Annotated in this window: 21 protein-coding genes; 10 read left to right on the forward strand and 11 right to left on the reverse strand. The window is 35.6% G+C overall.

What is annotated here, in order from left to right:
- Positions 1–14 precede the first annotated feature (14 nt).
- The 4 genes from L2586_RS12750 to L2586_RS12765 all read right to left on the reverse strand — a co-directional run bounded on the left by L2586_RS12750 (position 15) and on the right by L2586_RS12765 (position 2262).
- Positions 15–383: a tail fiber domain-containing protein gene (locus L2586_RS12750; RefSeq protein WP_284283422.1), complete on the reverse strand. Its 369-nt coding sequence runs from the start codon at positions 381–383 to the stop codon at positions 15–17.
- Between the two features lie 15 nt (positions 384–398).
- Positions 399–674: a hypothetical protein gene (locus L2586_RS12755; protein WP_235293292.1), complete on the reverse strand. Its 276-nt coding sequence runs from the start codon at positions 672–674 to the stop codon at positions 399–401.
- A gap of 783 nt (positions 675–1457) precedes the next feature.
- Positions 1458–1775 (reverse strand): preprotein translocase subunit YajC, encoded by a 318-nt coding sequence (gene yajC, locus L2586_RS12760; protein WP_235293293.1) that lies wholly within the window; start codon positions 1773–1775, stop codon positions 1458–1460.
- A 4-nt stretch (positions 1776–1779) separates the two neighbouring features.
- The gene (locus L2586_RS12765) at positions 1780–2262 is read right to left on the reverse strand and encodes a DUF1573 domain-containing protein (RefSeq protein WP_235293294.1); all 483 of its coding nucleotides are present in this window, start codon (positions 2260–2262) and stop codon (positions 1780–1782) included.
- Between the two features lie 40 nt (positions 2263–2302).
- Between L2586_RS12765 and L2586_RS12770 the strand changes: the two genes are divergently transcribed.
- The gene (locus L2586_RS12770; RefSeq protein ID WP_235293295.1) at positions 2303–2830 is read left to right on the forward strand and encodes a shikimate kinase; all 528 of its coding nucleotides are present in this window, start codon (positions 2303–2305) and stop codon (positions 2828–2830) included.
- Here the strand turns inward: L2586_RS12770 and L2586_RS12775 are convergent.
- Positions 2808–4319: a S8 family peptidase gene (locus tag L2586_RS12775; protein ID WP_235293296.1), complete on the reverse strand. Its 1512-nt coding sequence runs from the start codon at positions 4317–4319 to the stop codon at positions 2808–2810. The two genes, L2586_RS12770 and L2586_RS12775, sit on opposite strands and share 23 nt — an antisense overlap.
- 175 nt (positions 4320–4494) lie before the next feature.
- Between L2586_RS12775 and trxB the strand changes: the two genes are divergently transcribed.
- Both trxB and fbaA read left to right on the forward strand, forming a co-directional pair.
- Positions 4495–5439, forward strand: a complete 945-nt coding sequence (trxB, locus tag L2586_RS12780; RefSeq protein WP_235293297.1) for a thioredoxin-disulfide reductase — start codon at positions 4495–4497, stop codon at positions 5437–5439.
- 10 nt (positions 5440–5449) lie between these two features.
- A complete protein-coding gene (gene fbaA / locus L2586_RS12785; RefSeq protein ID WP_235293298.1) occupies positions 5450–6526 on the forward strand; it encodes a class II fructose-bisphosphate aldolase in 1077 nt (358 codons plus the stop codon).
- Between the two features lie 362 nt (positions 6527–6888).
- Here fbaA and L2586_RS12790 read toward each other — a convergent pair whose 3' ends face one another.
- Entirely contained in the window at positions 6889–7614 is a 726-nt protein-coding gene (locus tag L2586_RS12790) for a response regulator transcription factor (RefSeq protein ID WP_235293299.1), read from the reverse strand.
- Positions 7615–7811: 197 nt separating this feature from the next.
- Between L2586_RS12790 and L2586_RS12795 the strand changes: the two genes are divergently transcribed.
- The gene (locus tag L2586_RS12795) at positions 7812–9278 is read left to right on the forward strand and encodes a hypothetical protein (protein WP_235293300.1); all 1467 of its coding nucleotides are present in this window, start codon (positions 7812–7814) and stop codon (positions 9276–9278) included.
- A 99-nt stretch (positions 9279–9377) separates the two neighbouring features.
- Positions 9378–12275 (forward strand): TonB-dependent receptor, encoded by a 2898-nt coding sequence (locus L2586_RS12800; RefSeq protein WP_235293301.1) that lies wholly within the window; start codon positions 9378–9380, stop codon positions 12273–12275.
- A gap of 159 nt (positions 12276–12434) precedes the next feature.
- On the opposite strand, the gene L2586_RS12805 is transcribed toward L2586_RS12800, so the two are convergent.
- Genes L2586_RS12805 through dapB form a run of 3 tightly spaced genes read right to left on the reverse strand, consistent with a single transcriptional unit; the run spans position 12435 to position 16075 of the window.
- On the reverse strand, positions 12435–13391 hold the full coding sequence (locus L2586_RS12805; RefSeq protein WP_235293302.1) for an aldo/keto reductase: 957 nt from the start codon (positions 13389–13391) through the stop codon (positions 12435–12437).
- Between the two features lie 47 nt (positions 13392–13438).
- Positions 13439–15379 (reverse strand): DNA primase, encoded by a 1941-nt coding sequence (gene dnaG, locus L2586_RS12810; RefSeq protein WP_235293303.1) that lies wholly within the window; start codon positions 15377–15379, stop codon positions 13439–13441.
- The gene (gene dapB / locus L2586_RS12815) at positions 15380–16075 is read right to left on the reverse strand and encodes a 4-hydroxy-tetrahydrodipicolinate reductase (RefSeq protein WP_235293304.1); all 696 of its coding nucleotides are present in this window, start codon (positions 16073–16075) and stop codon (positions 15380–15382) included. It abuts the gene before it with no gap.
- 138 nt (positions 16076–16213) lie between these two features.
- Here dapB and accD point away from each other — a divergent pair, with 138 nt between their 5' ends.
- Positions 16214–17086, forward strand: a complete 873-nt coding sequence (gene accD / locus L2586_RS12820) for an acetyl-CoA carboxylase, carboxyltransferase subunit beta (protein ID WP_235293305.1) — start codon at positions 16214–16216, stop codon at positions 17084–17086.
- A 232-nt stretch (positions 17087–17318) separates the two neighbouring features.
- Here the strand turns inward: accD and bshC are convergent, their stop codons facing one another.
- Positions 17319–18908 carry a bacillithiol biosynthesis cysteine-adding enzyme BshC gene (gene bshC, locus L2586_RS12825; protein WP_235293306.1) on the reverse strand — a complete coding sequence of 530 codons (1590 nt, stop codon included), beginning with the start codon at positions 18906–18908 and terminating at the stop codon, positions 17319–17321.
- Between the two features lie 308 nt (positions 18909–19216).
- Positions 19217–19855: a porin family protein gene (locus tag L2586_RS12830; protein ID WP_235293307.1), complete on the reverse strand. Its 639-nt coding sequence runs from the start codon at positions 19853–19855 to the stop codon at positions 19217–19219.
- Positions 19856–20008: 153 nt separating this feature from the next.
- On the opposite strand from L2586_RS12830, the gene yihA reads away from it, so the two are divergent.
- The 4 genes from yihA to L2586_RS12850 all read left to right on the forward strand — a co-directional run bounded on the left by yihA (position 20009) and on the right by L2586_RS12850 (position 23653).
- Complete coding sequence (gene yihA, locus L2586_RS12835; protein ID WP_235293308.1) at positions 20009–20611, forward strand: ribosome biogenesis GTP-binding protein YihA/YsxC; 603 nt, start codon at positions 20009–20011, stop codon at positions 20609–20611.
- Between the two features lie 5 nt (positions 20612–20616).
- Complete coding sequence (locus L2586_RS12840) at positions 20617–22296, forward strand: 1-acyl-sn-glycerol-3-phosphate acyltransferase (RefSeq protein ID WP_235293309.1); 1680 nt, start codon at positions 20617–20619, stop codon at positions 22294–22296.
- Between the two features lie 6 nt (positions 22297–22302).
- Entirely contained in the window at positions 22303–22845 is a 543-nt protein-coding gene (locus L2586_RS12845; protein WP_235293310.1) for a 3'-5' exonuclease, read from the forward strand.
- A 94-nt stretch (positions 22846–22939) separates the two neighbouring features.
- Entirely contained in the window at positions 22940–23653 is a 714-nt protein-coding gene (locus L2586_RS12850) for a DUF4412 domain-containing protein (protein ID WP_235293311.1), read from the forward strand.
- The last annotated feature ends 151 nt before the right edge of the window (positions 23654–23804 follow it).

Raw genomic sequence — 23804 nt, forward strand, 5'->3', positions numbered from 1 at the left:
GATATCAAATAAAATTATTCGCCATTCTTTAGCTTCGATATTTTAGCTGAAAGCTCGCTGATGGCAACTTGTTGTTCTTGTAAAGCCTTGATTAGAACTGGAATTAATCCTTGATAATTAACACCATATAACCCGTTATCTTTGTCCACCTTCACAAGGTCTGGATAAATTTTCTCAAGTTCTTGTGCAATCACTCCATATTGGTTAGTTGATCCACTTTGTAACTCTTGCATTTTGTCCTCACTAGCACCTTGAAAAACTTCTGGTTTAAAATCATAAATCATCGGATTGATTTGCATTATTTTTGCAAGAGCATCATTAATTGGTCTCAAATTTTCTTTTAGAGTTGCATCTGATGACGTAATGTACTGGAATGCATACACCTTATTTGAATAGATTTAATTCATTCTCGTCCAAATTGATCCTAAATTTCCACCGAAGTCAGTTCTGGGTGTTAAAAATTCTACTCCACCTTCTCCAAATCGAAAGCCTTCGTTTCCATCTAGAAGAATGTTTACCTCACCGTCAATTTCAAAATCGTAAGATGACGGTACTGATGTAGTAGTCTCATATTTATCACCTAATCCTACACGACCATTGTTGTCAACGATTATTTGGGCGTTAGAAAATATTGCAATAAGTAGAAATGATAAAGTAATAGTTAAAACTTTCATGTGTAAAAATTTAAAAAAATTAAACACAAGCGAGCTTGGATTGAAGGAGTCTTTTTCATTGTGCTTGGGAAAATCCCTAATAATGTGAAAAAGAATTTACTGCTAGTAGGCTGGGTACGCCTTTTCTCCCGGGTGTTAGTGTGTTAATCCAAATAAGAGTTGTAGACAATTACATCATTAATATAACGAATAAATAAGTAGCATGTATGATTGTTGGGTAATTATATATGAAATGTCGCTCAAGAAGCGTAGGCGAATCTAGCTTTAGCATCTCTAACTAAAGCAATGATTGCTAACAAAGTGCGATCTCTTTTTTCATCCTAAAGATTTTGAATAGTGATAACTTTTTGGTTGACCCTTCAAAAACCACTTTCAACTAAAATAACTGTAGCAACAATACTTTTTTTCAACTGAAAAATCAATTGAAAAAGAAAAATGAGTGAGCCGAAAAATCTAGTGAATACAGAAATAAGGAGAGTAAAGCGTAGAAAGATGACAAAAAAAGAGGTTAGTAAGGCGCGGCTTTTTATTTTTAGAAAGGTTGTAAGGTTACAGTCATGGCTTAATTAAAACGCTACTTAAGTAGCGAAAACGTTAGCGATGGTAAAAAGCGAAAACATCTAGATCTTATTTTAGGCTTTAGGATTAAGAGGTTAGGATCCAGAACAGAAAAACGCTACTTAAGTAGCGAAAACGGTAGCGAAAGCGAAAGGGTGGAGTAGTGGAAAGTATAAAAAAAGCCGCATCTGTATCAGATGCGGCTTTTAAAACTATAATACATGTTTATTTCTTTTCTTCGACTTTTGCATTTAAAGCATCCGTTAATTCTTTCGAAACTGAAGACTTCATAATTTTAAGAAATGTCTTTTGATCTATTTGGAGATGAATTACTTTATCATCGATCTTGTTAATCTTACCTATAATTCCAGAACCTGTAACGATTTCGTCTCCTTTCTGAAGGTCATTCACAAAATTTCCTTGAGCTTTTTGTTTTTGTGCTTGAGGACGAATAAAAAACAAATAAAATACTAGAAAGATTGCTCCAAAAATAACGAGTTGGAAAATCCCTTGGCTTCCGCCGCCTGCTTGTAAAAATACCATTTAATTAATTTTTAATTTTGACAAACCCTTTCATGAAAAGTCTATCCTCATTCGGACGACTATTTGATAAAACGATTATAGATTTATTTTGATTTCCTGACTTTCCTTTTGTATCAAATTCTACTTCGATTGCTCCAGTTTCATCAGGATTTATTGCACTTTCATCATACTCTGTAATTGTGCATCCACAAGATACTCTAGTATCCAAAATATACAAAGGTTTACTTCCGCTATTCGTGAATTTATAGCTTTTCTTGATGACTTCACCTTGATAGACTGTATCAAAATCGAATTCATTTTCTTCAAATTTAATCTGAGACCATTGTGAAGAATCCATTATACTATCCAGACTGACTGGATGTCTTATAATTTGCTCGTAATCCTTTATACCTAATTTTTCATAGACATTGGGTTCTTTGATTACTTCAATGTCTGGTTTACAGCCAATCACTAGCACCAATAATAGCAGATATATCACTTTTTTCATCTTGCGCAAAATTATTAAAAATTCTTATATCTTGCGATTCATGAATGAACTTCCCAAGAAAATATATTTGTTAGGTTTTATGGGCTCAGGCAAGTCCACTCTTGGACGCGAGTTAGCCAAACAGCTGAACTTTAGTTTCAATGATTTAGATGATATGATCGAAGAATATTGTCAGTGCACCATCGCTGATTTATTTACTAATTTGGGTGAAGACCATTTTAGACTGATTGAAACCAAAATTCTAAAGCATACACAAAATTTAGAGCATGCTGTTATTTCGTTAGGAGGTGGAACACCTTGTTTCAATGATAATATGGACTTTGTCAACCAGAATGGCAAAAGCATTTACCTTCAAATAAAGCCTGAAGTACTAGTAGAAAGATTAATTAATGAAAAAGCAAAAAGACCTTTAATTAGTCAAGCCCAAAACAAAATTGACTTAGAAAAATTAATAAGCACTAAGTTATCAGCTAGAAGTCAATTCTACGAAGAGGCTCACCATATCGTAGATGGTAATGCATCCATAGATAAAATCATCGAAGAAATCAATTCCCTAATAAATTTTTAATCGTTTTTACAGGATCTATAAGATTCCCGCTTTTATCATTCTGTGCAACAAATTGACCATTCAAATTAAGTAATTCATAAACCTCCGCAGTCGATAATTCAGGATGATAACTTTTCATGATAGCAACTAACCCTGCCACATATGGAGTTGCCATCGAAGTACCATTGAAAGCTTTATATTCATTATTAGGTGTCGTAGAAAGAATCTGTACACCTGGAGCCGCAATTCCCATTCCTAAATCTTCAACTGTATTAGAAAAGGGAGCAATATTCAAATTCTGGTCTATAGCAGCTACTGCGATAACACCTGGAGTATTTGCTGGGGAATATCCTTTAGCATTCATGCTCGAGTTCCCAGCAGCAACAACGACAATTGCTCCAGCTTTATTTGCATAAGCGACAGCCTCTTCGTATAGTTTTTGCCTTTTATCAGTACTACGTCCTCCTAAAGAGAGCGAGATCACATCAGCCTCATTTTCTGCTGCTTCTATTATTCCGTCTATGATTGTTTTCTGAGTGCCCATCCCATAATCATTCAGCACCTTAATTGCAGTTATCGTAAATAAATTATTATTGACATTTAAAGAGGCAACACCTGTTTCATTATTACTTATAGCTCCTGCTATACCAGCACAATGTGTACCATGTGATTGCACATCAGTATCATACTTTTTCTTTAACGATAAGTAGTTTCCTTTTAAATCTTCGTGCTCAGCATCAATGCCAGTATCTAATATAAATAGCTTTGCTTTTTTATTACTGCCTTGATTCTTAATCAATTCATTTAATTCATTAACTTTTAAAGCGGTTAAGGCCCATTGCTGAGCAGAAAGTGGATCACTGAAACCATTCTGAATTTCTTCAGCAGGTGCTAAAACCTCTAAAGGCGCTAGATTAATTTCTTCGTTTTCCTCTATAACGCTAATAAAATCAAATGATCTCAATGACTTTTTGATTTCTGTTAAATGAAAAATATCAGATTTTTCCAAGTCAATAGAGTAGTAATTGTCTAATTCACTCGCTGAATCATCCACAAGCGAAAATGATCTAGTAATCTTTATATTTTCCTTTTCTAAGAATGCTAGAAAAGAGGTGTTATTAATATTCTCAACAGGAGAATTTAATTTTATAATCAATTCGGCTTGCTCATCTAGATTAAAGTCTTTCGGGATAAGTATATCTTTGTTCTTTTGCAATAGAAACGCTAGAAAACCACTTAGTAGAATCCATGATAATATTCCTAACTTAGTTTTCCTAGCTAAAATACTAGTAAAGGATGCAAAAGATAGTAGCATTAAATCTCTGAAAACAATCTTGAGACTGTAGAAATCTCTAAGGTGCAGCTGGAAAAGGGAAAATGCATAAGTTATAAACGCAAAAAGGAATAGCGTTCCGAAAAATCTTCGCAACACTTTTGACTTCCCTAATGTTTGCCAGAGGACAAGTAGGATCAAAGAAGAAATAAGGCTAAACAAATAAAATTCGTACATGTTTTATTCTCTTTATTATATCATTTAACATGCGTACAATTTAAAAGATTCCATCTATACTTTATAATTTATTCGAAGGACGGTCAATTTAAACGGATGAAAAGTTCAGAAATTGCAATCAAAAGTAGGGTAGAGATAAAGATTTATTAAATTTGCGGTCATTAACTAAAAAACAATGTCACCAGATAGCAAAATTTTTGAAACCATAATTATAGGTTCTGGACCTGCAGGATACACTGCAGCAATATATGCAGCTCGAGCGGGTCTTAATCCCGTTTTATTTACTGGATCTGAACCTGGAGGACAATTAATGATCACTACAGATGTAGAAAATTATCCTGGATACCCAGATGGAATAATGGGCCCACAAATGATGGATGATTTTAGAAAGCAAGCTGAAAGATTTGGTACTGATATCCGATATGAAATGATCGTAGATGTTGATTTCACAGGTGATATCAAGAAAATTAAAACCGAATCAGGTCAAGAATTATTATCTCATACGATCATTATTTCTACTGGAGCAAGTGCGAAATGGCTTGGAATTCCATCAGAACAAAAATTGATGAATAAAGGAGTTTCTGCATGTGCAGTATGTGATGGATTCTTCTTTAAAGGTCAGGAAGTTATCGTAGTCGGTGGTGGAGATACGGCTGCTGAGGAAGCAATTTACTTAGCGAAACTTTGCCCTACAGTTCACTTATTGGTAAGAAGAGACGAAATGCGTGCATCTAAGATAATGCAAGAACGCGTAATCAAACAAGAAAATATTATCATTCACTGGAACACAAGTACAGAAGAAATTCTCGGAGAAGAAGAAGTGACTGGTGCGAGAGTGATCAACAATATAACGAGAGAAACTGAAATTATAGACGCTACTGGATTTTTCGTAGCAATAGGACACAAGCCAAATACTTCTATTTTCAAAGGTATTCTACACATGGATGATTTAGGATATCTAATTACTCAACCAGATAGTACTAAAACAAACGTGGAAGGTGTTTTTGCTAGTGGTGATGCTCAAGACAGAATCTATCGGCAAGCTGTAACGGCTGCTGGAACAGGATGTATGGCAGCACTAGAAGCAGAAAGACTTCTCGCTGAAAAAGGTATAATCTAAAAATTAAATAATGGCTAACAAAACAAAATTTAGACCAGGAGTACTTCACGGAGATGAAGTTACTGAATTACTGAACTATGCGAATGAAAACAATTTCGCCTTGCCTGCAGCAAATGTTGTTGGTACTAATTCGGTTAACTCTGTATTAGAAGCAGCAGCAGCTGTTAATTCGCCTGTAATTGTACAGTTTTCTAATGGAGGTGGATCTTTTTACGCAGGGAAATCTCTTTCTAACGACGGACAGAATGCAGCAATTATAGGAGCTGTATCAGGTGCTATGCACGTAGAGCAAGTAGCAAAACATTATGGTGTAACAGTAATTCTGCATACAGATCACTGTGCTAAGAAACTTTTACCTTGGGTAGATGGTCTGATGGATGCTAATGAAAAACATTACGAAAAGAATGGGCATTCGCTTTTTAGTTCTCATATGATCGATCTTTCTGAAGAACCATTAGAAGAAAATATCGCAATCAGTAAGCAATATTTAGAACGAATGGATCCTTTAGGGATGACACTAGAAATAGAATTAGGTGTAACTGGTGGAGAAGAAGATGGTGTGGATAATAGTGATGTAGATAGTTCTAAATTATATACGCAACCAGAAGAAGTGAATTATGCTTATGAGGAGTTAATGAAAGTAAATGACAAATTTACGGTAGCTGCTGCTTTTGGGAATGTTCATGGAGTTTATAAACCTGGTAATGTTGAACTAAGACCAATAATCTTAAAAAACACCCAAGAGTTTATTCAGAAGAAGCACTCAACAGGTGATAATCCGATCAATTTTGTATTTCACGGTGGTTCAGGTTCAAGTAGAGAAGACATTAGAGCAGCAATCGAATACGGAGCTGTGAAAATGAATATTGATACTGATTTACAGTGGGCTACTTGGGATGGAATTCATGATTATTACAAAAAGCACAAAGACTATCTGCAAGCGCAAATTGGAAATCCTGATGGAGACGATGTGCCGAATAAAAAATACTACGATCCAAGAAAATGGTTGAGACATGCTGAACAATCTCTAGTTAAGAGAGTTATTCAAGCTTTCGAAGATCTTAATTGTATCGAAAAGAATAAGTAAAACTTAAAAAGCCCGATCAAATTTACATTCGATCGGGCTTTTTTTGTGGTAAGTTGGCGGTGGTCAATGGGCTTTTGCATTTATGCCGAGAAGAAGTCGAAACATGATTACTAGCAAATGCTTTGTTACTACTTTCGTAGTCAAAATTAGGTATTCCGACGGATTCTTTAAGATGTTTTCGAGGCTTTATCCTCGTAAAAAAAACACGCTACTAAAGTATCGAAAACAGTAGTTTTAATACATTCTCGACACTAATATGCCGAGAAGAAACTCTTTACTTAATAAATACTACACTTCTCATCTGCGCTAGTCGCTATATGAAGTGTCTCATTGTGGTAATCCTAAGTGTCGCTGAGCATGACTTACTCTACAAAACGGTAACCTACTTTCTTAACCGTTACGATCTGTTCATGTCCTATTTTCTCACGTAGTTTAGAGATGTGTACATCTATCGTTCTTTCTCCTACCATGATATCATTTCCCCAGATGATTCTATAGATCTCTTGTCTAAGTAATACTTTTTCAGGTCTTGACATTAGTAGATTTAATAGGTCGAATTCCTTTTTAGTTAAACTGATTTCTTCCTGATCTCTGAACGCTTGATAAGTATCCAAATTCAATTTTAGATTCCCTCTGATCACTAAAGAAGATTCCCCCATTTCATTAACCATTAAGTATCTTCTGAAAAGAGCCTTCATATGAGTAATAAATAATCGAGGTCTCACAGGTTTCTTAATGAAATCATCTGCTCCTGCCTCCAGACATGCTATTTCTGAATATTCCTCAGACCTTGCGGTAAGAAATGCTACCATCACGCTACGTAATTCAGGAATAGCTTTAATCCTTTTGCAAGCTTCTACACCATCCATATGAGGCATCATTATGTCTAGTACGATTAATTCAGGACGAATTTCCTGAGCCTTCTCTATAGCTTCTTGGCCATTATGGGCATAAAATACTTCAAAACCTTCTTTAGTTAAATTGTAACCAAGCATGTCTAGAATATCTTGCTCATCATCGACAAGAAGGATTTTACATTTCAAATTGTCAAAATCCAATATATCTGGTTTTTCTAGTGATTGTATCATATGTCATTGTGTGTTTCTACTTCAAATATCACTTTTACAGGGCTCATATTCAAGAAGTGGTAGATAAGTTAATGATGTAATAACATAGGGTTAATATTGGACATAGAAATTGAATTTTCTTAACCATTACTTAACATAAGTGAAATATGTCGATAACGTGGTGCACTTACATTTGTGAAAAATAAAAACAATTAAAAATGAAAATTCGAATACTTTCTTTACTTGCACTATGTGTAACTGTATTATTCTCTTGTACGAAAGAAGAAGCTAATTCAACTTATGATGCACCGTCTGTTTCAGCACCATCTTCAGTGATGAATGTTCAGAGTGGAGCAACTGGATTATCTGTCACTTTTAATACAAGTGTAGATGCAGATTTAACAGCTACTTATCAAGCTACAGGAAATGGGGTAACTATAGCTAACCCAACTGGAGATGTTAGTGGAAATACTGTTACTATTAATTTTGATGCTGGAAACACAAGTGGTGCTGCTTCTATTACTTTAGTAGTAACGGACTCAGAAAACCAAGATGATGAAGCAACTGCTGTAATTAATGTTGGAGCAGAAGTTACTGAAATCTTATTGACTACTAACGTTACAGAAGATGTGACTTGGACAGCGGATAGAACATACATTTTAGGAGGAAGAATATCAGTAGAAAGTGGTGCTACATTGACTATTGAACCAGGGACTGTAATTAAAGGACAAGCTGGAACTGGAGCCAATGCAACTGCTCTTTTAATTGCAAGAGGTGGAAAACTGATGGCAGAAGGAAGTGCTGACTTGCCTATCGTATTCACATCCATAGCGGATGAATTGACTGGTGAAGACATTGCTAATGGAAACGTAGCAAGTCCAAATTTAGATCCAGACATTAATGGTCTTTGGGGAGGTGTAATCGTTTTAGGAAATGCTCCTATTTCTGCATCTAATGACAATGGTGATGTTTCAGAAGTACAAATAGAAGGTGTTCCTACATCTGATCCAAACGGTCTTTACGGAGGAAATGATCCAGAAGATAATTCTGGAGTTATTAAATATGTTTCAATCAGACATGGTGGATCAAACATCGGATCTGGAAACGAAATCAATGGCTTAACGCTAGGTGGAGTTGGATCAGGAACTGTAGTAGATAACATTGAAATAGTTGCTAATCAAGATGATGGAATCGAGTGGTTTGGTGGTACTGTAAATGTTACAAATGTTGCAGTATGGAATGTAGGCGATGACGGAATCGATACGGATCAATCATGGAATGGAACACTAGATAACTTCGTAGTCGTTACACCTACAGGTCACTGTTTCGAATTAGATGGACCTGAAGGTTCTGCTAAAGCTGGTCATACTATTCAAAATGGATCAATCTTAGCTTCAAGCGATGACAGGGTTTCAGAAGATTTAATTAATGTGGATGAGAACTCTATCGTATCTCTTAAGAATTTGTATTTCAAAAATGTTGTTGAAGGACAAATGATCAACCGAGTTACTGCTGAGGGTGTAACTTTTGAAGGAATTGAAATAAATGTTGCTGCTGAAAATTTAGCAAACCATGTAAATGGTGAAGTACCAGCTGGTGTAACAATCGGATCTGCTACTAAAGCTGATATTTCTGTTCTTTCTTGGACTTGGACTTCTAAAAGTGGAGTCTTAGCAGAATTATAAAAATTATAAAACAAATCATAAGGAAGGATTTCCATGCCTATTCGGCGTGGAAATCTTTTTGTAAGATTTTACCTTTTACAAATTAAATTTTACAAATTAATGAGACAATTTATTACGTTCTGTTGTTTGCTTGGTACAATAGTACTTTCAGGGCAAACAGGAATCGTTAGAGGATTAGTAATTGAGGATGCAAATGCCTACGAAGTGATCGGCGCAAACATTTTAATTACTGATTCATCGATAGGAACTTCTACAGATATCGATGGTTCATTTGAACTTACTTTAGAAGTAGGAACCTACGAATTTCAAGTTACATACATTGGTTTTACGACCATTACTATTCAGGAAGTTGTAGTTAAGGAAGGCGAAGTAACTCAACTTGGTACCATAAGACTATTAGAAAATAGTCAGAAATTAGAAGAAGTTGTTGTGACCGCAACGGCGATGAGACATTCTGAAACCGCTTTATTGACACTAAGGAAGAAATCCATCTCCATGTTAGATGGCATTTCCTCTGAAAAATTCGAATTAACCGGTGATGGAACTGCAGTAGAAGCAGCAAAAAGAGTTACTGGTGTAACTGTAGAGGGTGGAAAATATGTATATGTGCGAGGCCTTGGAGACAGGTACGCTAAGACTACTTTGAATGGTGCAGATATTCCAGGATTAGATCCGGATCGAAATACCCTTCAAATGGATATTTTCCCTACAAATCTGATTAGTAATATTCTAATTAGTAAAAACTTTACAGCAGATCTTCCTGCAGATTTTACAGGAGGACTTTTAAATCTGGAAACGAAGGAGTTCCCAGAAGAAAAAATATTCAGCGTATCAGCGAGTTTGGGATATAATCCTGCAATGCACTTGAATAACGACTTCCTTACTTATAACGGAGGAAAGACGGATTTCTTAGGATTTGATGATGGAACAAGAAGTCTGCCTGAAGGTGCAATTTCTGAGCAAATTCCAACTCCAATTAGTGGCGCTTCGAAAGAGGAAGTTTCCACTTTTGTGAATAGTTTTGATTCACAATTAGGTGTATCAAGAACATTGAGCCCTGTTAATTACAGCGCAGGAATATCCTATGGAGATCAAATTACCCTTGGTAATAAAAATGGAGGCTTCAACAGTCCTAAATTAGGATACATCTTTTCACTATCCTACAAGAGTGAATACAAGTACTATAATGATGTAATCTATGGCGAATACCAAAGGTACATCGATCCAGATCTATTTGATTTGAGATATGCTACCATTCAAGATGGTGAAATAGGCGAACAGAATGTTTTAGTGGGCATGTTCGGTGGTTTGGCTTATAAGCAAGCAGGTAATAAAATCAAGTTAACGGCCTTGCATCTTCAGAATGGAGAAACCCGAGCTGGAAGGTTCGATATCCGAAATGACGGTGAGGCAGTTGGACAATCTGGATATTTTGCAGAATCTGACAACCTGGAGTATAATCAAAGAGGATTGACAAATGCTATGTTACAAGGTACACATGTACTGGGTAATACAGGACTAGAAATTGACTGGAGATTAGCTCCTACACTTTCTACTTTACAAGATCCAGATATAAGAAAAACGGCATTTACGTATACTGCAGTTGATACTTCATTTATTGCAGGTGCAGGAGGTAATCCAGCTAGAATATGGAGGAACTTAGATGAAGTAAATGCGATAGGTAAGCTTGATATCTCTAAGAAATATACATTTAGGGGAGAAGATGCTCGATTGAAATTTGGAGGAAGCCACGTTTACAAAAACAGGAATTATGAAATCCTTTTCTTTGATATTCAGTTTTTCGGTGGTCAGGATTGGACTAATCCAGATCCAGCAACAGTATTGAATCCAGAAAACATTTACCCTAATAGTCCTAATAGCATTTATTACCAATCAGGAAATAATACGCCTAATCCGAATTCCTATTCTTCTAATGTAAATAATACTGCATTTTACATTAGTAATGAAGCGACACCTATTGAAAATCTAAAAGTGAACATCGGTGTGAGAATGGAGAATTATGTTCAGCGTCACACTGGTAGAGATCAAAGATATGCAAGTGGAGATGTTGTGAATGGTAGAAATCTTGAGAATGAGAAAGTTTTGGATGCATTGGATTTCTTTCCAGCGGCAAACTTAGTTTATTCATTATCAGATCAGCAGAATTTAAGATTTTCTTATTCAAGGACGATCGCTCGACCTTCGTTTAAAGAGTTATCATTTGCGCAAATTCTAGATCCGATTACCAATAGAATTTTCAATGGTAGTTTATTTACCTATGCAGATTGGGATGGTCAGTTATCTGAAACAAGAATAGACAATCTGGATTTCAGATGGGAATTATTTCTTGAGAATGGACAGATTTATTCAGCAAGTGCCTTTTATAAGAACTTTGATAATCCTATAGAATTAGTGCGAATTCCTGAACAGCAAACGAGTACAGAATTTCAGCCTCGAAATGTAGGAGATGGAAGTTTATTTGGGTTTGAGTTAGAAATGAGAAGAGATCTTGGATTTGTTTCAAGTGCATTAAATCATTTCAACTTCAGTACGAATGTTACTTTAGTGGATTCGAGAATAGATATGACAGATACAGAATATGACGCTCGAAAAACCTATGAAAAGACGGGAGAAACCATAAAACGATATAGACAAATGGCTGGACAAGCACCATATGTAATCAATGCAGGATTGAGTTATGGAAATCCAGATAATGGTCTTGATTTTGGACTTTTCTACAATGTGAAAGGTAGAACGATGGAAATCGTGGGAGCCGGGCTATTTCCTGATATCTATTTCCAACCTTTTCATAGTTTGAACTTGAGCATCAATAAGAAATTTGGACCGTCGCAGAAAACAGTGCTAGATCTTAAAGTGTCTAATATTTTAAATGATAAAAGAGAAAGTCTTTATGAATCATTTAGTGCTGATTCACAGGTATTTACAAGTATTAACCCAGGCATTACTTTTAGCCTAGGATTAAGTTATAAGATATAGAAACCTGAGTTCAGGTTGAAGATAATTTGTAAAAGGTCGATTTAGACTATCATCAGACAGCGCATTAATTTGCGCTGTTTGGTTTTTTTACATTAGAGTAGGAGAGAGCACTCCTGTTTTCTCGAAAGTATTTTTCAGATACTTTTTTTTAGGTCAATTTTATTGCCACTCCAGTTGTTTCCTTTCAGACCAATACACATCAGGGGGAATAGCGAAACTTCTTAACTGTTCAATCTCCGATTCTAAAAGCGTAATAGTGTTAGCTAGGTTATTTTGCGTAAGGTGAGTTGCTTCCGAAGCGCCGCTTAAAACCTTGAATACGTCCATGCTATCCATGCAGAATCTTAGTGCTATGGCATCGATTCCAACTTGATATTTCGCTGCAAGTTTTCGCAGTAATTCATAAGTTTTAGTGTAGTTAGGATAGCGATCATTCGGGAAGATGCGTCCATTCGCAAGTGCTTCTTTAATGATTATTCGCTTATCATCACTTGCTAATAGTTCAGACATTTGGGATAAACTCTGGTCAAAGACATTATAAGTTACTTGAAAAGTATCAAATAATTGCACACTTCCTATTTCGGCATAAAATGCTTTTTTTAAGATTTCATTTTGATTCGCTCCACTTACAGAAACACCCATAATAAGCCCGAATTCTTCCTTGAGTTCTAAGAGTTGATACAGGATAGCTTCATTCTCAAGGACGCCAGTTTCTAATGTTGCAGAATGGATCTGGTAAGTCGTTAAGTAGGGTAGTAGAGCCTGTGATTTCTCCCATTGTTCATTAAGCTTCGATAAAGAATGCTCCTTTACCTCATGAATCTTAGCATTAGGGTCAAAATTAGCAACATAAGTATATCCCCATTTCGTCGCTATTTCGATCCTTGCATCGTCTTTTGTTTCTAACCATTCGATGAGCAGGTCTTCAGCAATTCCATAGCCAGGAGCAGTATCGAAATATAGAATGTTTAGATCGTAAGCTTGATCTAACATTTGAAAAGCATGATCCTTGAATGCAGGAAGCGAAAAATCCGAAGAGGCGTTTTGCTTAATATTGATGTATTGTGGTCTCCCGATTGCCGCGGTACCGAAACCTAGCAAGTTTTTCTTTTTCATGAAACTGTAAAATTTGAAAATTATAAGCCTAAGAATAAATTGCCAACTTAAGATATCACCGTCCCTAACTCACGCAATAATTCCTTATGTTCTCTCTCTATTTTATTAAAAGCTTTCAGATATAAGATGTAATTCGTGTCTTCTGTATCCATTTTCAGGATTTCAGCTTTAATCTCTTTAACCGATTTTCTAAGCTTGCGTTCTCGAAGACGCATGATTACTTGTTCTGCATCCAGCTCTTGATTATCATCTGGTGGCTTTTGTGTCTGTAACTCAAGGCCCTTTTCACTCCAGTTCGCATAGATGTACGGAGAACTAATGCAGTCTATGGCAAGTTGCTGAATCTCAGGATTCATGTGATTGATGAAATAGTTGACATCAATTACAGTTCCCTTTTCAGACTCACTTCTACATTCTTCTAACAATGCTTTATAAACTGGATTCTCGATACGTTCTAGAATATCAGAAACATTTTCGAATATAAATTCAAGAATGGTGGCTTCTGAATCAGCGTTGACCGGTTTATTAGCAAAATTGATCAGGATTCTGATCAACTCCTTTTCTTGATGCTCATCAGATTCGTAATTTCGTTCTTTTATAGATTTCTGTGGTGCGTGCTCTCTGCGTTCTCCAGGAAATGGCGGCTCATCATACTGTTCATCACGGTAAGATTTGGATTTATACCGTTCTTTCTTCATTTCCCCCTTAATGAGTTCATTCGATTCTCTGTGAAGTATCGACTCATCGAGTTCTAATATAGAACTATATTGTTTGATATATAAAGAACGTTTTAGTGTATCTGGAATCTTCGATATGGATTCGATGATACTTTTCACTGCTATAGACTTCTGAATTGGATCGTTCGCCGTTTCCGCCATCAACATTTCAGTCTTAAACTGAATAAAATCCTTAGCTTCTGTTTCTGCGTAAGTTCTAAATTGATCGACACCGACTTTTTTCAAATAAGAATCTGGATCCTCTCCTTCAGGAAGTAAAACCAGTTTCACATTCATGTCTTGCGCCAGTATCATGTCCATCCCTCGAAGTGCGGCTTTGACTCCAGCATTATCTCCATCAAAAAGGACTTTAATGTTAGGTGAATAGCGCTTGATCAGTCTGATTTGGTCTTCGGTCAATGATGTTCCGGAAGCCGCAACGACATTTTCTAATCCTGACTGATGAAGTGTGATCACATCCGTATATCCTTCGACGAGGATGCACTCATCCTTTTTCCTAATATCATTTTTTGCATGATACAGGCCGTAGAGCGTCTTTCGTTTATTGTAAATTTCAGATTCCGGGGAATTGATGTATTTAGGAATCTTTTTCTCCTTGCTTAAGGTCCGTCCACCGAATCCAATGACCTTTCCACTCAGATTATGAATGGAAAACATGACTCGCGCATTAAAGAAATCTCTGTTTTCCTTGACCACACCTAATTTTGTGGCTACTTCTATATTATACTGCTTCGACTTAAGCGCTTCATATAAATCACTTCTATCTCGCACTGCATATCCTAATCCGAATTTCTTAATCGTGGATTCATAAAAACCTCTTTCCTTGAAGTAGGACATTCCCACACTTTTTCCTTCATTAGACTCGAATAGGTTTTCGCTGAAGTGTGACTTAGAGAATTCATTTACAATAAATAAACTTTCCCTGGCATCGATACGAGCCATTTCCTCATCTGTCCGCTCTGTTTCTTCTAGTTCTATATTGTACTTAGCAGCTAACCAACGAATGGCTTCGATAAAACTTAGTTTCTCATGCTCCATCATGAATTGGACGGGATTTCCACCTTTACCACAACCGAAGCACTTATATATATTTTTAGCTGGAGAAACCACGAAAGATGGTGTTTTCTCATTGTGAAATGGACAATTACCTTTAAAATTGACTCCAGCCTTTTTTAAGTGTACAAACTCATCTACGACCTCTTCTATTCTAGCGGTTTCGATAACTTTGTCTACTGAGTGTTGTTTTATCATTTATTCTCCGAAGAGCATATCCTGAATAGAATAAACTCCTTTTTTATCTTTTAACCATTTAGCAGCTTCATATGCACCTTTTGCAAATCCGAGACGTGAATTTGCTTCATGCTTAATTTCTATGCTATCTACTTCTGATTCATATTTAATAATGTGTGTTCCTGGTGTTTTTCCGATACGCTTGGAAACGATATCCATCGATTCAACAACTTGAAATCTATCATTTTTTTCGATAATTCCTTCAGCTAACGTGATTGCAGTTCCACTAGGCGCATCAAGTTTTTCAGTATGATGAATTTCTTCCATATACAATTTGTAATCATTGTATTTCTTCATTTTCTCAGCTAAGAATTTATTCACTTCGAAGAAAACATTCACGCCGATACTAAAATTAGAAGCATACATGAAAGCACTAACCTTTTCTTCACATAATTGTTTAACCTCGTCATATTTATTTAACCAGCCAGTTGTTCCTGAAACAACAGGAATTCTATTATTTATACAATACGATAGATTGCTAAATGCACTTTCAGGATTTGAAAACTCAATGGCTACATCTGTATTGCCAGCAGTGATCTTCTTAAGATCTTCAGCATTCTCTTTATCAATGATAAAGCTAATCTCATCTCCATTTTCTTTAGCGATTTCATGAATTGTTTTTCCCATTTTGCCGTAACCTATCAATGCTAATTTCATCCCTTTTTATAATTTTATATTGTAAATACAAATATAGAAAGAAAAGCTTCCTACATTTGACTACATCACAATAAATTGTAATATGGATCATAATATTCAATTAATTAACATATTTTTGCTCGAGAAACATAAATATATATGGGTTGGTTTAAAAGATTAAAGACAGGAATTCAGACAGCTACTAAATTTAAGAAGGAAGTACCTGATGGGCTATGGTATAAGTGTAAGGAGTGCAATGAAACCACCACAAGGAAGGAGTTAGCTGAGAATTTTTTCAAGTGTCCTCATTGTAATTACCACGTAAGAATCGGGTCACATGATTATTTTGACTTGATATTCGATGGTACTTTTAATGAAATGTTTTCAGATATCGTTTCTAAAGATGTGCTTGAATTCGAAGACGTTAAGAAATATACAGATCGATTAACAGCAGCCTTGAAGAAAACAGACTTAACCGATGCAATAACGGTTGCTTCAGGAAAAGTGAATAAAAAATCATTAGTTATAGCGGCGATGGATTTTACTTTCATCGGAGGATCAATGGGTGTTGTAGTAGGGGAGCGTATATCGAGAGCTATTGATTATTGTATAGAAAATAGAGTACCACTATTAATAATATCTAAGTCAGGTGGAGCGAGAATGATGGAATCTGCGTTTTCATTGATGCAGATGGCTAAGACTTCTGCAAAATTAAGCAGACTGTCTAAGGCGGGTGTTCCATATTTTAGTTTAATGACAGATCCTACGACGGGTGGAGTTACCGCTTCATTTGCTATGCTAGGAGATATTAATTTTTCTGAGCCTAAAGCTTTAATTGGTTTTGCGGGTCCTCGAGTGATTAAGGAAACGATCAAACAAGAATTGCCAGAAGGATTTCAAACTTCAGAGTTCTTACTAGAACATGGTTTCTTAGACTTCATAGTTGATCGATCAGAATTAAAAGACCGACTTGGAGAATTATTATTTCTCTTAGATAAAACCTATGTAGAAGAGGAAGTAGTGGAGGGATAAGTTCGTTCCATTTTAATAGAATAAGTTTGTTTTTCTAGTTTGAAGCCAGCATCTCTATTTATTAAGATCTAGCCAGTTATCTATTGTTTGTATGGTAGACAGAAGAAAAGATGCCAAAGCTATAATTCACTTATATTGTTTTCACTTCATTATACAGCAGACGCAACTCTAGACCTTTGCATGTTAGCTTGTTTTATCCATGTAAAGCAAGCAGCTTTCATATCAGCTATGACTACTCAGAAATCACGACAAATTCAGGATTAAAAGGATCCAAATTAGCCTTTAGTGTATCTAGGTATTCTGCGCCATATTTCAAGTAAAAAGGAATGAAATTGTCTTTTCGCTCTTGAAGACTACCACTTGGGAAAATCTTATCGTGTAATTTTCGGATCTTCTTAATATCCGTTTCATGACGGTCTTTCTCTGTTCGAAGCAATCGAGAACTGAGTTGTTCGAAAGACTTGAACTGCTTTACTTGTCCAGCTTTAATGGCTTGGGCTAAATTTTTATCTATTCCTTCTGCCTTTTCTCCTAAGAGGTCGAACGCTTGATTAAACAAATCAAATTCTTTAGAGAATTCCAGCTCTGCACCTGCGTTTAATTTGACATAGTGCTGAACCCACTCTTCATCCGTCTGAAATAAGTTTTCAGAAGAGATTTCATATTTCTCCATCTGCTTCGTTTCAGATTTTGTTAAAAACAGAAGTGAATTTCTTCTCACTAAGATCGGGAAGCTCACATTGAATGCCTCAAATTGAGACTTTCTTTCTGTCCAATATGCAATTTCACCGCCACCTCCTAGATAAGCTAAGTTAGGCAGAATGGTTTCTTGGTATATCGGTCTCATCACTACATTAGGTGAAAAACGGTCTGGATGATTTTCTATCTCGGTTTCTAACTCGTCTTTTGTGAAACTAAGATCTGTTTCTAATACTTTATAATGCTCACCGTCTAATTCTATTCTATCTCTTCGTCCTTCTTGTAAGTAGAAAAAATTAATTTCTCTAGCATGTGCCTGAGATTTCAGATCAAGGTCGCCAAGTGCATCTTGTGTCTTCACAATAAGCTCCTGAGAGGGACGCTCGAATATTTCTTTCTTAATATGTGGTACGAATGCTGATTTCAGTGCTTTATCGTCAGTAACCAATAAGACAATGTTGTACTTATGGAATAATTGATGCACCATTCTAAAGACTGCTTCATTGTAAGAATCAACATCTTTGAAAGAAGATTTGATTAAATCTTTCAATTGTTCAGCATTTTCAGAATCACCTAGAATATCATAAACTTGTTCTAGAACAGGATCCAGTGTGTCGGTCTTCATTCTTCCGACAGGGCCGCGAGCATCATTTTCCCATTCTATCTTTCTTCCGAAAAGGTTAAGATGATTAATCTCTTCGAAATCATGGTCTTCTGACCCAATGATAAAAACAGGAACTACATGTGATTCTGGATATGTTTCATTAAGCTTTTCAGCTAGATTAATCACACTCAGGATTTTATATATGAAATACAATGGCCCAGTTAGTAAACTAGGTTGGTGAGCTGTTATTACCGTGAAGGTTTCATTATTTGCTAGCGATTCGATATTCTGAGTAGGTACATTTGCTACACCAGCATTTTCATATTGTTCTTTGATAACATTGACCAATAAACTTCTATCTACTGCATAATTACTGCGGTCTTTCATTTTTCCACCAAAGGCTTCAAGTGTAATTGGAAAGCTTAAAAAAGACTTAAATAATTCAGGATTCTCTTGAAACTGAACATCTCTTTTAGATAATTGCGGAACACTTGAAAATGGGAAGAAATTAACTTTCATCTAAATAAACTTTGATTTAAAATTTGACTGCAATGTAATTAAAGAAATACTTAACGGGAAGAGAGCGGAATGGTTTTTAGAAAACCTATTTAATTGCAAGGAAAAACACAACTAATTAAAATGAGCAAAAAAAAGAACTCGCGAATGAATCACGAGTTCTTACCAGGTTATAACTCTCACTAAATTTTTTAATTATGTTACTATTTTTATTTCTATACTTAAGACACTCATGATACTATTTGTCCCCTATCCAAATAATTATTTTTTTTATTAAATGTGGGGGCTTACATTTTTTGGGAGATTCTATATTAATTAAGCTTATATCCTAAGCTGAAAATCAGTCTAGAATCATCACTATTAAAATCTAATCCTTCATTATTATATAGAATATGATCTTCGAAATTACTAAAGTTTAATTCATATCTGACGTCTAACCGAAGTTTGCCTACATTAAGACCAGCCCCTGCAATAGCGCCATATTGGAGCTTGGTTACTTGCTCTTCGAACCCATTTTCATCCGCTAGTTTCGAGAAGCTATTAATGAAATAATGAGCTTCTGGTCCAGCATAAGCTCTAAGTGGTCCTAATTTAATTCCGAATAGAATGGGTATGTCCACATATTGATACTGATCTTGAATTATTTTTTCTACACCACCACTTTCATTAAACTCATTTAACCTATATTCATATGTATTAGAATTAAGGGTGATCTCTGGAGAAATAGTGATTCCTGCTAATTTGAACTGTGTGTATAATCCGACATGATAACCATATGAAGCCTCACCTAGGCTTATTTTAAGATCACTGAAGGAATTGTTTTGTAAAGATAAAGCTTCGGTGTTAACATCTTGGGTACTCATACCTAACCGTAATCCGTATTCGAACTGTGCTGAAACCATATTCATAGTGAAGATTCCTACACATAAAACCAGAATTGTCCTTTTCATAATTAGTTTATTTTAGTTACTTAAATCGAACGAAAACATTTTTATTTCCTTATTAACTTTTAATGCTTTAACCCTTTCTTAACTTTGCAACATATATGCCAATTGTATTAAATATATCTTTAATATGTCTTGGCTAAGATAAGAAGCAACAAAATGAATATTAAAACACTAGAATTTGTCGGTAGCTTTCCCTCTGAAACGGCCTGTCCGGATTCTACATTTCCTGAGTACGCCTTTATCGGACGATCGAATGTAGGGAAGTCTTCATTGATTAACTTAATAACAGATCGAAAGGAAATTGCAAAAGTTTCATCTACGCCAGGAAAAACACAATTAATAAATTTTTTCGAGGTGAATGAATCTTGGCATCTTGTCGATCTTCCAGGTTATGGATATGCTAAAGTTTCTAAGAAGAATAGAGCGAAGTTTAGCAAGATGATCGATCATTATTTATTGTCGAGAAAACAATTGCAGTGTGCATTTGTATTAATTGATGCAAGGATTCCATTGCAGGAAATCGATCGGGAGTTTATTAGTAAACTCGGTGCCTCAGGCGTACCATTTGTGTTGGTTTTTACCAAAATAGATGGTGTTAAACTGGGGAAATTAACAGATAATCTGAGGGATATTAAAGAAAAGCTATTGGAAGAATGGACGGAATTACCTCAAACTTTTATAACTTCATCAACGAAAAGGAAAGGAAGAGAAGAAATTCTTGAATTAATTTCCAAGCTGAATAAGGCTTATATGCAATAATATTTATGAGTAAATTTCACAGCGTACATCCACATATCCTTCCCAATCTCGAAGATTGGCCGATATATAAGTTAGCGCAGGACAGGCAGGAGTTCATTGCCCTTCTGGAGGAAGAGGTCATGAATAAGTTTACCGAAAAATACGGTGACGATTTGGATAAGATCATTGCTAAAACGATCTATTTAGAGAAAAAGCGTTGCAAAGATAATCCATGGAAAATAGATCCTTCTAATGAGATTAAGTACTGGCATGCAATAGGTAAGGAGTTTCAGAATAGTAAATTAACGGATAATCCAGAAATAAAAAACAGGGAACTACTTCAGAAGATCACACATAGATATTGTGAAGAAATCTTAGGAGACTTTAAAATTAAAACATTCAAATTCGCAAGGAGGTTTCTGACTTCTCTATTCAAGCGATTGTTTACTGCTGCTGCGGATAAGCGGCATCTGCTTTGGGGATCGAGAAAGAAGCTGTACGAGAAAATTAAAGTACAGGGTGCGATCGATAAAGTTAGGTCTTTAATGCAGAAAGGAACCGTAGTGATTGTTCCTACACACTTATCTAATATCGATTCCATTTTACTCGGATATGCGATGGATGGAGTAGCTGGACTTCCAGCATTTTCATATGGCGCAGGTTTGAACCTATATGATTTAGAATTGGTTGCTTATTTTATGGACCGACTTGGTGCTTATAAAGTAGATAGAAGAAAGAAGAATCCTATTTATCTTGAGACGTTGAAGAATATGTCTAAGCTCAGTATAGAAAGAGGTGTGAATTCACTTTTCTTTCCAGGAGGAACGAGGTCAAGAAGCGGCGAGTTAGAAAGTAGCTTGAAAATGGGACTTCTAGGAACGATCATAGAGGCTCAGAGATCAATGTACCAAGATGGTAAGGATGAAAAAATCTTTATCGTTCCATTGACCATGAGTTACAATTTTGTGCTAGAAGGGAAATTTTTAATCGAGAATCATCTGGCATTAACGGGTAGAGAGAAATACATCAAAACTAAAGATCAAGCACGTAGCTATAGAAAGTTCATCAATTTCTTCTGGAAACTGTTTTCCGCATCTTCGGAATTGTATTTATCCTTTGCGGAACCGATGGATGTTTTCGGACATAAAGTAGATACAGAGGGTAATAGTTATGATCAATTGGATAAAAAATTAGATCTTAAGGATTATTTCATGATCAACGGTAGCATGATTACGAATACACAGCGAGAATCTGTTTATACGAAAAAGCTAGCGGACAAGATTTTAGAGAGTTTCCGAAAGACAAATATTGTCTTAGCAAGTCATGTGGTAGCATTTACTGCTTTTAAAATACTTGAAAAAGAACATAAAGAGTTAGATATTTGGGATTTAGTTAATCTTAATACGAAAGCATTAAATATTCCGATTGCTGAATTTGAATCCATGGTAAGTTCAGTATGGGAAGAGCTAAAGAAGAAGAAGGCTTCTACCTTGGATAAATATTCAGAGATGACTATCCAAGAAATAGTGAAAGAAGGTGTAGCAAACTTGGGTATTTATCATGATAAAAAGACACTTGTCTTAGAAAATGGTTTTATTCAAAGCCAAGATTTTAAGCTGCTTTATTTTTACCATAACAGAATGACACATTATAACATAGGCATAGAAAGACGTAAAGAAGAACAAGAAGAATTAATATTAGAATAATAATAAGTGGATTTTATAGTATTTGATTTAGAAGCAACCTGCTGGCTCGGCAGACCGCCGCAAGGCATCACGGAAATAATAGAGATCGGAGCAGTGAAGTATAATGGATATGGTGAAGAACTAGGAAGCTTTTGTAAGTTTATCAGGCCTAAGATAAATCCTATCCTTTCTCCTTTCTGTACGAGGTTAACTTCCATTACACAAGCCAATGTAGAGCGTTCTGACCTTTTTGATAAGGTGATAGAGGAATTTATGGACTGGGCTGATGTGTACGAGAATGACTATTTGTTGTGTTCGTGGGGAAAGTTTGACCAGACGCTATTAAGCAATGATTGTCAGTTGCATAAGATAGAAACAGATTGGTTAGATCCACACATAGATGTGAAAAAGCAATTTCATAAGTATAAAGGTTCAGCAAATGAATACGGTCTTAAGAAATCACTCAGAATGGAAGGTATGGAATTCGAAGGAATCCAACATAGAGCTATCAGTGATGCAGAAAATCTCGGAAAAATTTTCACCAAGTATATAGATATTTGGCAGTATTAAGCTAATTTTAACATACGTTTATCGAAAACGAGAACTTTTCTCACCCCAAAAACATTAATAGATATGAACAAACAAAAAAATTAAAAATATTTACATGAAAAGAATTAGCTTATTATTTTTAGCGATCTCATTCCTATCTACCTTTGCTTTACAAGCTCAGAAAGAACTTAAAGAAGGGCTTATTAAGTACGAAGTAACAGATGTGAAATCTGATGATCCACAGATGGCTGCTCAGCTTGGTATGATGAAAGGTACTACGAATGATGTTTATTTTATGAAAGGAAAATCCTTGACTAAAATGAATATGATGGGAGGAATGATGAAAATGTCTATGTTTAGCAATTCGGATGACAATACAGGCGTAATGTTGTTTGATGCAATGGGGCAGAAGTATATGATTCCAATGTCAGCTGACGAAAAAGCTGCAAATAAAGAAAAATCAGAAGAGGCAATGGGTGACTTAGAGTTCATCTATGACAGAGACGATAAAAAAACGATTGCTGGGTATGATTGTTACAAAGTAACACTTAAGAGTGATAAAATGCAAGGTGTGGAAATGTCAGCATATATCACTAAGGATATTACTTCTACTGCTGAAGTAATGCAAGGAATTGACGCTAATAAACTAGAAGGATTTCCACTAGAGTATACAGTAAGTCAAGGTGGTCAGTTTTCAATGGTCTTTACTGCTTTAGAAGTAAATGATGATATCGATACTGAAGTATTCAATTTGGATACAAAAGGATTCAAAGAAATGACTATGGAAGAATTCCAATCTGCAATGGGCGGAGGAATGATGGGTTTCTAATCTATCCCAAGTTTACATGATACCAAGGAGAGTGTTCTAACGAGCATTCTCCTTTTTTTATGAGTTTAATGCACCTAGACTTTCCATGTCAATGTGTATCATTACAATTGAGGCAATTAATGGGTAAGTCTTGTAGTGGTTTTTGATAATT

Origin of the sequence: Portibacter lacus, assembly GCF_021533215.1 — a bacterium.
Classification (GTDB): Bacteria; Bacteroidota; Bacteroidia; order Chitinophagales; family Saprospiraceae; genus Portibacter; species Portibacter lacus.